Source organism: Bizionia paragorgiae, from assembly GCF_900107625.1.
Lineage (GTDB): Bacteria > Bacteroidota > Bacteroidia > Flavobacteriales > Flavobacteriaceae > Bizionia > Bizionia paragorgiae.
Genome location: NZ_FNQK01000004.1, coordinates 115,674 through 127,625, shown reverse-complemented (window position 1 = coordinate 127,625; position 11,952 = coordinate 115,674). Strand labels below are relative to the sequence as shown.

Annotated in this window: 12 protein-coding genes; all 12 read left to right on the top strand. The window is 29.4% G+C overall.

What is annotated here, in order from left to right; translation table 11 throughout:
- Positions 1–370 precede the first annotated feature (370 nt).
- The 12 genes from BLV64_RS03945 to BLV64_RS03890 all read left to right on the top strand — a co-directional run bounded on the left by BLV64_RS03945 (position 371) and on the right by BLV64_RS03890 (position 11,951).
- Positions 371–769: a hypothetical protein gene (locus BLV64_RS03945; protein WP_092132735.1), complete on the top strand. Its 399-nt coding sequence runs from the start codon at positions 371–373 to the stop codon at positions 767–769.
- 601 nt (positions 770–1,370) lie between these two features.
- Complete coding sequence (locus BLV64_RS03940) at positions 1,371–1,808, top strand: hypothetical protein (RefSeq protein WP_092132732.1); 438 nt, start codon at positions 1,371–1,373, stop codon at positions 1,806–1,808.
- A 265-nt stretch (positions 1,809–2,073) separates the two neighbouring features.
- Positions 2,074–2,430 (top strand): hypothetical protein, encoded by a 357-nt coding sequence (locus tag BLV64_RS03935; protein WP_092132729.1) that lies wholly within the window; start codon positions 2,074–2,076, stop codon positions 2,428–2,430.
- 106 nt (positions 2,431–2,536) lie between these two features.
- Positions 2,537–2,914 (top strand): PH domain-containing protein, encoded by a 378-nt coding sequence (locus tag BLV64_RS03930; RefSeq protein ID WP_092132726.1) that lies wholly within the window; start codon positions 2,537–2,539, stop codon positions 2,912–2,914.
- Positions 2,915–3,007: 93 nt separating this feature from the next.
- A complete protein-coding gene (locus BLV64_RS03925) occupies positions 3,008–4,636 on the top strand; it encodes a DUF4836 family protein (RefSeq protein ID WP_092132723.1) in 1,629 nt (542 codons plus the stop codon).
- Between the two features lie 43 nt (positions 4,637–4,679).
- On the top strand, positions 4,680–5,273 hold the full coding sequence (locus tag BLV64_RS03920; RefSeq protein ID WP_245705867.1) for an ATP-binding cassette domain-containing protein: 594 nt from the start codon (positions 4,680–4,682) through the stop codon (positions 5,271–5,273).
- A 2-nt stretch (positions 5,274–5,275) separates the two neighbouring features.
- Positions 5,276–6,466, top strand: coding sequence for an FtsX-like permease family protein (locus BLV64_RS03915; protein ID WP_092132717.1), 1,191 nt, complete (start codon positions 5,276–5,278; stop codon positions 6,464–6,466).
- A 375-nt stretch (positions 6,467–6,841) separates the two neighbouring features.
- Positions 6,842–7,132 carry a hypothetical protein gene (locus tag BLV64_RS03910; RefSeq protein ID WP_092132714.1) on the top strand — a complete coding sequence of 97 codons (291 nt, stop codon included), beginning with the start codon at positions 6,842–6,844 and terminating at the stop codon, positions 7,130–7,132.
- Between the two features lie 69 nt (positions 7,133–7,201).
- Positions 7,202–8,215 carry a helix-turn-helix transcriptional regulator gene (locus BLV64_RS03905; protein WP_092132712.1) on the top strand — a complete coding sequence of 338 codons (1,014 nt, stop codon included), beginning with the start codon at positions 7,202–7,204 and terminating at the stop codon, positions 8,213–8,215.
- A 222-nt stretch (positions 8,216–8,437) separates the two neighbouring features.
- Positions 8,438–10,456 (top strand): AAA family ATPase, encoded by a 2,019-nt coding sequence (locus BLV64_RS03900; protein WP_092132709.1) that lies wholly within the window; start codon positions 8,438–8,440, stop codon positions 10,454–10,456.
- Complete coding sequence (locus BLV64_RS03895; protein WP_092132707.1) at positions 10,456–11,445, top strand: hypothetical protein; 990 nt, start codon at positions 10,456–10,458, stop codon at positions 11,443–11,445. Before BLV64_RS03900 ends, BLV64_RS03895 begins: the two co-directional genes overlap by 1 nt.
- A 53-nt stretch (positions 11,446–11,498) precedes the next feature.
- Positions 11,499–11,951 (top strand): hypothetical protein, encoded by a 453-nt coding sequence (locus BLV64_RS03890; protein WP_092132704.1) that lies wholly within the window; start codon positions 11,499–11,501, stop codon positions 11,949–11,951.
- The last annotated feature ends 1 nt before the right edge of the window (position 11,952 follow it).

Here is an 11,952-nt window from a genome sequence, read left to right as displayed (position 1 = left end):
TGGGGCTTCAAAGTTGCCTTTTTGAGTTTGTTTTTATTATAGAAATTAGATTGAAAAGGTGATTTTTAATAGTATTCTTTGCGTATAATGTTCAGTAAACCCTGTAAGTTTAGCTATGGTGATGTTAAATTATTGAGAGGCCTTCCAATTTAATTATAATTATTTTTTCTTGTTACGATTTTTTACAGTAATAACTGTTTTCTAATTTTTATTTTAGCCCTGCTAATTAATAATTTTTATAACAGTTCATACACGTAAAGCGATTGCTTTATGTGTCGGATAGGCTGTGTACTGTATTGTTATAAATAGAGTCGGAACAAGCCGAAAAAAGACGTAAAACGGGAGTAGGTATATTTTAAACAAAAACAAAATGAAGAAAATTATTTTAGGTTTAATGTTGTCATCAGTGATAACTTCTTGTAGTGTAACAAAATCATCAACAGCAAAAAGTTTAGATGTGTATGGTACAGTAATGCATATTCCTGTAGTTGCAGATTTAAATGTTAAACAAGAAAAGGTTTCTGCGACTTTAGAGTTTCTAGGAAAAGAAGCCTCAGAAGCAATTAAAAATAAGGTAATAGGAGAAGCTTTAAAAAAATCGAATGCAGATATATTAATAGAGCCTAGTTTCGATATAGAGACTAAAGGTTCTAACTCAAAAATAACCGTTAAAGGATTTCCAGCATCTTACAGCAACTTTCGAAATGCGACTCCAGGTGATGTAGAGTTATTAAAAGCAGGAGTAATACAAAAATCAGATAAAGGATAATTAGCCGTTACGTGTTAAGAAGAGGGTAAGTAGTAGTCCTTAAAAACGGCACGACATTAAGGTGAATACCTGGAAATATATTAACAACATTGTGGTTTTAAGATAAACCATAATGTTGTTTTTTTTTCTCCAATTTCGGATTAAGCTGAATTTTTTCACGCTGTAAATTGCATGTCGAAGCCCTAAAAGAACGGATTACCACACAAATTAAACTCGAAAAAATGGGCTCGGGCTATAGTACTATCGAGATTGTTTAATGGGGGCTGAGTTAAGAGGAGTAGGGGATTTTAGTGGGTAAAACTCACGATGGGTTTTTAAAGAGCTCGTGTCAAAGTGTTGTTTATGGGGTTACAGAAGTACTAAGCATAAATTATTTTCCTCTCATTACGATTTTTTACAGTAATAGATACACTGTAATTCCTATATTACAAGCGTTATGACTTAAACGACTGTCGTAAGCACAGCGTATTATTAGTATAGAATAACAATGACTCTTTTAGGACAAATTGTGACAAACGTTCACCCTATGGAAAGATTAATATAAGACTGTAATACGCTTAAAACGAAGTAAAATATAACCAAACCAAAGAAAACCTACAAGATGAGAAAAACAATAGTACTCTTAAGTCTGATTTTAGTTACCTCAATTACTTTTGGACAAAATTCAACTGATGAATTGACTTCAAAATTCTTCAAAATGTATGAATCTAATACAGATGAGGCATTCGACTTTATTTTCGGAACTAATAAATGGATGGGAGAAAATAAAGATGGAACGGAAAAAGTCAAATTTCAATTAAGGGAATATGCAAACCTTATGGGCGAATACAACGGATTTGAAAAACTGACAGATAAATCTCTTGGAAAAAGTCTTAAAGTCTCTGTGTATTTGGTTAAATATGATAGGCAACCATTACGATTTATTTTCAAATATTATAAAAGCAAAGATGAATGGATGCTTTATAATTTAAAATTCGATGAAAATATTGACGATGAATTTGATGAAATTATGAAATATGATTACTTAAATGGAAATTAAGGCCTTGAGATTGCGCTGTATAACCGCCATGTAGTCGGGCTCCACTACGTCTGTATTGATTTAAATGTGCGAGCGTCAGTACTTAAAAAAGTCTTTGTTTTAAATTTAAATTATTTTCCTCTCATTACGATTTTTTACAGTAATAGATACACTGTAATTCCTATATTTATAGCCCAAACCAAACAACCGTATTACAATAGCTTAGTATGATGCTTTTTACGAGCATCTTTTTATGGGCTGATGTGATTAAAAAAAAATCAACCTAATGAAAGCTATTATCCTGGCGTTACTTATACTATTTAGTATATCTACCAGCGCACAAACCTGTGATGAGTTTATAGAGCTTATCAAATCCAAAAACACAGGGACCACTTATACCAGTTATACAAGCACTTCAATTTCTAAAGTGACCTTTTATGAAGTAAAATCTACTAATGGCAACTTATATTTTGCTGTGGTATGTTTTAATAGAAAGTACAGTATGTCTTGTGACGAGTATATCTATCAAGTGGCTTCAGATACAAAACTGAAATATTCTTCTCATTATCTAGTCAGTGCAGGTAAAGCCTATTGGAAATACATAGCACCCTACAAAGACAATTTAAATTGTGGGCCTAGTTAATTCTCAAAGTAATAAAGATGTAAGGTCATTTTTATTGGTAACATCAACGAGATTCCATCTCACTACAAATAATATATTTAAAACACCAACACCATAAATTAAAATCATGGGATTACTCAATAAAATATTAGGAAATGCAAGTCAAGCCTCTGTAGAACAGTTAACGGAGAAGTACGGAAGATTATTAACCGATAGCGAGCAGATTGAACTTGGGTTTAAACTATTTAGGGATGTGTTTATGTTCACCAATAAACGCTTGATACTTATAGATATTCAAGGTTTAACAGGGAGTAAAATAGAGTATAAGTCTATGCCCTATAAAAGTATCTCAAGATTCTCTTTAGAAACCTCTGGAACTTTCGACTTGGATGCCGAATTAAAAATTTGGATCTCTAGCGAAAACACACCTTCAGTGAGCAAGAAATTTAATAAAAGCATAGACGTTTATGAAGTTCAGAAATATTTAGCTTCTAAGGTAATGTGAATGTAATGTTCTAATTTAATATAATTTAGAAATAACATAGCTATACAATATTAATCAGTAATGCGTAACCAATTAAACTAAACAATTTTATACATGAAATCATTAAAATCAATTCAATTTATTAAAGTCGTTATCCTAAGTTTATCCCTTATAATACTTAGTTCATGCAATAGCGAACCCAAAAGTTTGTCTATTATACCCGAGAGTACAAATGTGGTCACAGTTATTGATGTCTATAGTTTAATTAAAAAAGGAGAATTGAATGATTTAGAGCAATTTGATATGTTTAAATCCTTTAAAAGAGAAATTAGGAATGAAAATAAAAAAGTTTCACGTATGCTGGAAAATGTGATTGATGATCCTACTGAAACAGGATTAGATTTCACTAACGATTTATTTATGTTTTATGTTAATGAGGCGAAAGACGAGCAATATTTTGCAATGTCAATGGATCTTAAAAATGAAGAAAAGTTTACAATTTTTATTGAAAATCTATTAGATAAAGGAGATATTTCTTTTGATGTGGAGAACGAAAAGACCTATAAGTATACGATCGTAAATAAAGAAGTTGCTTTTGCGTGGGATAATAATAAGGTGATTTGTTTAGCTTCAAAAAATATTAAAAGCCGAAAGAATTTCGACTTAACCATAAAAACACTCTTTGAATTAAACGAGAAAAATCAGATTAGTGAAAACATAGATTTTACTGCGTTTTACAACAATAAAAAAGATGTTAGTCTTTGGTTTTCAACCGATCTTCTAGAAGATAGTTACCAATACAAGCGTATGATGCGTGGCGTAGATTTTGATTTCACAGATAACTATGTGGGGGCTCATCTAAATTTTGAGGATAATAAGATGTCTATACAATGGCAATTATTCCCAAACGAAGATGTGAAAAAAATGGTAGAAGAAAATCCAGTTTTAAGCACAAATTTCAATGCAGATTTACTTAATTATTTACCTAAAAATAGTTTAGCAAATGCTAGAGTTTCTATCAATCCTTTGGCATATTACAATATTTTTAAATCTGAGAAGGATTTTGACAAAATGGAAAGCAATTTCGAAAAGCAATTGGGCTTTCCACTCAAAGATTTTGTTGAGAGTTTTAAGGGTAGTGTCGTTTTTAATTTGATGGATATAAAAGAAGTAGAATATACTTACCGTAATTACAGATATAATAATGTTACCAAAACAGAACCTTTACCAATTATGGGGCTAGCTTTTGATATGTCGACTAGCACGTATGTTCAGCAACTTATTGAAAAAATTCCAGAAAAGAATTTACAAAAACGAAGTGATTACTACGAAATTAAAATTGATAATAAATTTGACATGTACATAGCATTTAATTCTAACACATGTTACCTTACTAATGATAAATCAAGCATAAAAGCCTTTAAAAATGGCGGGTTAATTTCAGATAATTTGTCAGAGTCAGATGTAGTTTCAAATTTTAAAAATAATCCGTTATATGCCTATGTGAATTTAGATTTTGATACCTATCCTAAAACTATAAAAGATGAAATTAATAAAGATAAGAATAGTAGAGGTGCTAAGGTTATTAATATGTGGAGTGATTTTGCATCATCTGTAGAGTTAAAGCAGATAGATAATTATGCAATGCAAATAGATTTAAAAACTAAAGACGAAGGTAAAAACAGCTTAAATGCAATGCTAAATCTTATGGATAAAAGCTTTAATAGTTATATGAGATTATAATTTATTTATGACTATAATTTTAAATAACATAAAACCATCCTATATGTCAGAGATCGAAGTTTCGAACTCTGACATATATATGCAACCCAATGTTGTTTTTAGTCACGGAAAAAACTATTTAATAAAGGCTAATTCTGGCCACGGTAAAACCTCAATTTTAAATTTTATTTACGGAAGCAGCACTAATTATCAGGGGAGGATTAGCTATAATTCTAAAACAGAAATTAACGTACTTAGATTGCGGAAAGAAAAATTAAGTTATGTTTTTCAAGATTTTAAATTATTTTCAAGCCTTAGCGTCTATCAAAATATAGTGCTCAAGAATAATTTAACACATCATAAAACTCAAGACGAAATTGATGCATTTATTAACCAACTTGGCCTAGAACATAAAAGAGATAGCTTGGTAGAAAACTTGTCCTTAGGACAAAAACAGCGCGTTGCTATAATTAGGGCGTTATGTCAACCTTTCCAATTTATATTATTAGATGAACCTTTTAGTCATCTAGATCCTACTAATATTAAAATAGCCTCAGCATTAATTCAAAATGAAGCCATGCAACAGAATGCAGGTATACTAATGACAGCTTTGGATATGGTACATGTCTTTAATTTTAATGCTACAATAAATTTGTAATAATGCTTATAAAATTACAGAAAAAAACGCTTGTAAAAACGCAATTGTTCGGTTATGTGCTAACCTTACTTATTGGTGTGTTTATTATTGTATCTACAATTCAATTATTTATAGACGCTAAACCTATATTAAACGAAAAAACAGATGTTTTCAACACTAAAACAGCTGTGATAAGCAAACAAGTTTCGGTATTTAAATCTATCGATAAACAAAAAATATATTTTACTCCAAAAGAATTAGAGGAATTACAAGCACAACCATTTATTAAAAATATATCTGTTTTTAATAATGCTAATTTTAAAATAAAAGCATTTTCTAATCATTCGGAAAGCATACCGCTTTTTCAAACGGACTTGTTTTTTGAAAGTATCCCTGATGCTTATTTAGATGTTAAGGTGGAAGATTGGCAATGGGAAAAATCTCAAAATTTCGTACCTATAGTTATTCCAGAATCTTATTTAACACTTTATAATTTCGGATTCGCAGAAAGTCAAGGTTTGCCGGTATTATCGAAAAATACGATTTCGCAAGTAGAGTTTAATCTTAAAGTGTTTGGTAATAATAACACAGAAATTTACAGCTCAAAAATTGTGGGGTTTTCAAATAAAATAAATTCCATATTAGTCCCTGAAGCATTTTTAAGCTATGCAAATACAAAATTTGGTCGTACAGAAACGTCTCGAATAAGTAGAGTTTTAGTTGAATTGGATAATTTATCAGACGATAATATACTACGCTATTTTAACGATAATAATTATGATATAAGCAAAGATAAATTAGAGTTTAGCAAACTCTCATTTATTTTTAAATCAGCATTAATTTTCATATCTGGTATTGCATTGGTCATTATTGCATTATCAATAGCTTTTATTTTATTAAGTTTTAATCTTGTAATTCAAAAAAACAAAGAAGTGATTGTTAACCTCTATTCCATAGGTTACTCGTATCAAAATATAGCTAGATTCTACCAAGTTATTATTAGTATAATAACGATACTAGCGGTTGTTCTTGGTATTGTTTTTAGTTATTATCTGCGTTCAGTATATGTTAAAAAATTTAAAACCGTTTTTGATTTCTCAGAAAGTAAAAACCAAATATTTGTTATTGGTTTTATTCTCGCTATTATTTTAGTGAGCATTTATAATATTTATATAGTTAAAAATATTAAAAAGACCGTAACAAAAACCAATTAGAAGCAAAGCTCTTTTATTAAAACAAAAAAAAAGCATAAACCTATTATTTGGTTATATTCATTTGTGCTTAAAAAACTTGAGTGATAGTTACATATCGGCTATTCTTAGGGCCGAATTTTAGGTGTTGTTGGGCTTTTATAATCTTGGTACTTTGATGAATTTGTGTACAGATATGGCATTTTATTGCATAATTGCTCATAATAAAAACGAATATTAATTATTTCTTCTCATTACGAATTTTTACAGTAATAGATACACTGTAATTCCTATATTTATAGTCCAAACCAAACAACCGTATTGCAATAGTGGTATACGATGCTTTCACGAGCATTTTTTTATGGGCTATTGTGAGTAAAAAAGTACAAGTATTATATTATGGCAAATGTGAAATTTGATATTGAAGGCAGAATTAACTTAATGGACAAGAAGATTTCTTCTCACCTTTTAAAAATAGGAGATCGATTTTTTTGTCCTGAAGAAAACTGTCTATTTTTTAAAATTGATTTAGAACCAAAAGATGGCAAGTTTATGTGTTGTAGTGATGCAGGAATAATTAAGTGGTTTCCCGGTGATTTAGTCGTTTTAAGATTGAACGGGGTTTCTGCCCATTTAAGATATTTATCACGAATACTGTTAACAAAAGCGTTAGAAGAAGAAAATCAGTAGTATAAATATCTAAGCAGACGATTTAACTTTTTAAAAATTAATGCATTCCAACCAAATCAATAGTTTATAATGGCCACCAATAGACATGCCCAAATTCGATACACCATTTTAGATCGCTGTTTTAACAATCACAATCGCTTGTTTGATTATGATGATCTTTTAAATGAAGTAAATTATGTCTTGTTTGAATTGGGTACAGAAGGTATAAAATTGCGTCAGCTTCAGTATGATATCGAGCATATGAAATCTGATGCTGGATGGGCGATAGAATTTGATGAAACCTTAAAAAAGGGTAGAAAAAAAGCTTTTCAATATCAAGATAAAAATTTCTCTATTGCAAACCACCCCTTGAATGTTAATGATGTAGAACAACTAGAAACTACCATTGCAATTTTATCCAGATACAAACACCGAGCAGAGTTTTCATGGTTAGAAGAACTAATACCCAGAATGGAACAAGCGTTTCAATTGGTTGAAAGTGGAGATAATGGTATTATTAGCTATCAAGAAAATTTAGATTTAAAAGGCCGTGAGCATATCGGGACTTTGTTTAATATGATATTAAAACGGAAACAAGTTAAGATTACCTATGAACCCTATGGTAAACCTGAATTTGATGTTGTTGTTTGTCCGTATCATATAAAGCAATATAATAACCGTTGGTTTCTATTTTGTTTTAACGAAGAGTATAAATCCATTTCTAATTACCCATTAGATAGAATAACTGGTATTGAAGAATTGAACGCTAGTTTTGAGTCCAGTACTATTAATTGGCTGGACTATTTTGATGATATTATTGGTGTAACCAAACCCGAAGAAGGTAAAGTAGAAAAAATAGTTTTAAGGTTTTCAGAACAGCGTATTAACTATGTGTTGACAAAGCCTTTACATGGAACACAAAAAATATATAAAGAAGATCAATCCAATTGTTCTATGACGATTGAGGTGATACCTAATCAAGAACTTTATCAACAACTTTTGGCATTTGGTCCGGATTTGGAAATTTTAGAGCCAGCTAAGGTAAGATTGAAAATGATTGATTTAATTAAAGAAACAAGTAATAATTACAACTATGCAGAATAGGTGCATGCATTTATTTAATATTTGCCTTGTCATTAAGAAATAACTAATCTTTTGACAATTGATATAAGCCAATAGGTCAATTTAAATATACGGGTAGATTGAATTAAAATAGTTTTTATCTAAGTTTTGGATAATAATACATTTAAGAAGGTCTAATAAGAAGCTAACTTTTAACTCAAGAAAGTTTCATTTGAGTTATTAATATAGATTTAAAAGTAAGAAATGGAAAATATAAAAATATCTAATTTTAGAAAAATTAAGGAAACTTGGGATTTAGATTTAGCTCCTATTACCTTTTTAACTGGAACCAATAATTCTGGAAAATCTACAATTTTAAAATCACTTTTATTGTTAGAAGATCATATCAATTCTGATAACCATTTTGAATTAGATTTTAATGGTGAAAAGGCTAGAAAGCATAAAGTAGATTGTTTTGATAATGCTATTAATAGACTTAACAAAGCGCATAACAATAAAGATTTATTTTTCCAGTATTCTAACAGAGGGTACGATGTTCGATTTTGGTTTCAACCAGGTGAAGATAAAACTAATGGAAAAGGTAAGTTAGTCAAATTAGAATTAGAAAGAGAAGATAAAGCAAAGCTTGCTATTTATAATATTGGAGGTTTAAATTATCAATTAGAGTTTGATGATACTTTAATTGGAAGGCGCATAGAATCTAAAGATGATGAGGCAAGATCAAAAGATAAAGATTTGGTAAAAACCATTCAAAATTTGCTGTATAATGACGAAAAGAAGCTCGGCGAACTAGAGAATAATGTTGAAGAATTAGAAAAGAAAATAAAAAATAAAAAAAAAGAAACAGTAGAGGAAGAAAGTAAAAGAGAAAAAAATCAAAATTGTATTGCTTGTAATGGTTCTGGTGAAGTAATAAAAGAAAAAGGAACTATTTTAGGTCGTATGCAAACAGTTTTACCATGTAATAATTGTGATGGAACTGGGAAAAAAAATGATAAAAATACTCCAGAATCTACGATTTCGAAAAATGAGGACAGTAATAATGTTCCTCCAACAATTAGATTTAATAAAGTATTAAGAGAATTAAATGTTTCGATAGATAGAGCTGTAGAGTTTCTAAATTCAAAAGGATTAGAAATAGAAAAAAAACCAACTACAAAAATTAATGAAATTACGTATAATATTTTAGCTGAAGAATTTCAGACAGATGCAAATAAATTAATAGCAAGTACAAATCCAGAAGCAATAATTTTGTATTATGAAAAAGAACTGAAAAGGTTTAACCAAAAAATAATTTCATTAAAACAAGAAATAACAGAGTCGAAAAAGAAGCTTCGAATTGCTAATAAAAAATTAGAAGAAAATATTCCTACAGAAAAATCAGTAATAATTTATCGACCAAGCTTTTCTTTAGAAGATTTTCACCCATCAGAAAGAACAATAGAAAGAATTATTAAGCGTGTTCTTCCTGAGTATTTAAGAAGTAATGATAAATCAATTAAATTAGCAGGTGCTGGTGGTGGTTCTGCACAAGCTTTTCGTTTAGGAGAAAGAATCAACTCCGCTTTACACTTTTCTGTAGACCATTTAAGCCCACATAGAAATAATCAAACGAGATTATATATCAATAATAATACATCAACGGATATAAACGAGTTAATAAAACAACACTCTAATAATCCAATAAATAAAAAAAGTAAAGCTGGTGTTTTCTTAAAGAATTGGATGCGAAAATTTGATATTGGAGATAATTACGATATAAAGTCAATAGATGGCGTGGCATCAAAAATTTTAGTTTACGAGGATAATGATTGGGTTAATATGGTTGACAAAGGGTTTGGAGCTGGACAAATATTTGCGATAATACTTAAAGTCGCATTATGTATAGATAGTACAAGAAAGAGTTCAAGTTTTAGATATAGCAATAAACGTCAACAATTAATTGTTGTAGAAGAGCCTGAAGCAAATTTACATCCAGCTTTACAGTCTAAACTCGCAGATTTATTTATGGCTGCTTATAGTGAATTCGGTATTCGATTTATAATAGAAACACATTCTGAATATGTTATTAGGCAATCTCAATTTTTAAACCTAGAGCACCCAAAATTATTTGGCCTTTATTACTTTGATAAAAACGAAGGGCCTTATGCTATGATCTACATGGAAAACGGAAAATTTGACAGACCATTTGGAACTGGATTTTTCAATGTAGCAGACGATCTCGCAGTTAATATGTACAAGGCTAATTTAAAAAGCAAGTAATGGGAGCACATAAACTTTTCTGTAACGAAGACATCTTAGAAGAAATACTTTTAATGAGTGAAGATCATTTAACAGTATATAATATTATTGATCAGTTTTGTGATGTCGTTCTGAACAATGAGGAAGAAGAAATATTTGAGCTTATAAAAGTCAATCCATTACTAAAAGCTCTTTTCAAAAGGGAAAACGCTGGTTTGTTAGCTGATAAAGGCAAATTTAAAAATTTAGCAAAAGAAGAATATGAGAATTTTTTAAATGATATATTAATTTTAGATTTAAATGAAGATAAAACTAAAGATATTAGAGATAAATACGGAATATTGGCGATTAATTTAGAAGAAACATTTATCCAAAATCAAAACTACCATTATGGGTACAGTATTGACAGCACTAAAAGCACATTAAATTGTTGGAGCGAGTTATTTACCGAAAAACCCTTAACTCCTTTAAACTCTGCTATAATTATTGATAATTTTTTATGGTCGGATGTTCAAAAATATAGCGAAGAAAATAACGATAATATTTATCCAATATTAAATAGTATTGTCCCAGACACTTTAGATATACCATTTCATTTAATGATTGTCCTTCAAAATAAAGGAGGCAACTTAACAAAAAACAAAGCGAAAGAGATCATTAAGAAAATGAAAAAGAAAATTACTAGTAAAAGCGGAGTTGAAATTTCTTTAATAACACAAACTGATACTAAAACGTTTCACGAGAGAGTAATATTAACTAACTATCATTATATATACAGCCATAAAGGTTTTATAGCTTTTGATAAAAAACGAATAAAAAATGAAACAAACGGAGACAGAAATTGGGTGTTTAAAGATATTGACAATTATATTGGTGAAATCCAAAAGCATAAGCATATAAGCAATGCTCATAAGGTTCATGAGCTTATCAAGAAAAACAAGTTAATAGATACTAATACAATCTTTAACGAGGGTTTTGTTGAAAATGCCATTTTATCAAATTTCAACTAACAACGCAAATCAACTGCACACATAAATTATAAGTTTGTATTAAATAGGATATTATGACAACAAATAAAACCACAATAGGAGATTTCTGCAGAGAAAATAAAATTACAATTTTTATTATTAAGTACTATTGTAGAACCTTTGATATAGATTTGTTTTCAGATAAGTACCTTGTTGGAAAAACAAATGGTTGGTTGTCAGATTCAACTGTAGTTTCTCCTAGGTTTATAGAATATTTTACTAATTTTAAAAAAGAAGTATTGGAATATGAACAAGACTATTATTTTGCTAGAAGTATGGAGGACATCGCATTAAAAATTAATGTTGACATCCTTAGCATTGTTCGTTTTTTTAACAAAAATAAGCCTAAAGAGATACATCAAAAATTATCAGAAGATAATGAATATATTTCCAAGCCTCAAATAAAAAAAACATCTAGCTATCAAATTTTAAAAGATATACAATTAGAAAATCGTATGAATTTGATAACCAAAATTTCAAAGAATTAAA

What these genes read in the sequence shown, in the direction of transcription:
- BLV64_RS03945 (WP_092132735.1), top strand. Translation starts at nt 371, where the DNA reads ATGAAGAAAATTATTTTAGGTTTAATGTTGTCATCAGTGATAACTTCT.
- BLV64_RS03940 (WP_092132732.1), top strand. Translation starts at nt 1,371, where the DNA reads ATGAGAAAAACAATAGTACTCTTAAGTCTGATTTTAGTTACCTCAATT.
- BLV64_RS03935 (WP_092132729.1), top strand. Translation starts at nt 2,074, where the DNA reads ATGAAAGCTATTATCCTGGCGTTACTTATACTATTTAGTATATCTACC.
- BLV64_RS03930 (WP_092132726.1), top strand. Translation starts at nt 2,537, where the DNA reads ATGGGATTACTCAATAAAATATTAGGAAATGCAAGTCAAGCCTCTGTA.
- BLV64_RS03925 (WP_092132723.1), top strand. Translation starts at nt 3,008, where the DNA reads ATGAAATCATTAAAATCAATTCAATTTATTAAAGTCGTTATCCTAAGT.
- BLV64_RS03920 (WP_245705867.1), top strand. Translation starts at nt 4,680, where the DNA reads ATGTCAGAGATCGAAGTTTCGAACTCTGACATATATATGCAACCCAAT.
- BLV64_RS03915 (WP_092132717.1), top strand. Translation starts at nt 5,276, where the DNA reads ATGCTTATAAAATTACAGAAAAAAACGCTTGTAAAAACGCAATTGTTC.
- BLV64_RS03910 (WP_092132714.1), top strand. Translation starts at nt 6,842, where the DNA reads ATGGCAAATGTGAAATTTGATATTGAAGGCAGAATTAACTTAATGGAC.
- BLV64_RS03905 (WP_092132712.1), top strand. Translation starts at nt 7,202, where the DNA reads ATGGCCACCAATAGACATGCCCAAATTCGATACACCATTTTAGATCGC.
- BLV64_RS03900 (WP_092132709.1), top strand. Translation starts at nt 8,438, where the DNA reads ATGGAAAATATAAAAATATCTAATTTTAGAAAAATTAAGGAAACTTGG.
- BLV64_RS03895 (WP_092132707.1), top strand. Translation starts at nt 10,456, where the DNA reads ATGGGAGCACATAAACTTTTCTGTAACGAAGACATCTTAGAAGAAATA.
- BLV64_RS03890 (WP_092132704.1), top strand. Translation starts at nt 11,499, where the DNA reads ATGACAACAAATAAAACCACAATAGGAGATTTCTGCAGAGAAAATAAA.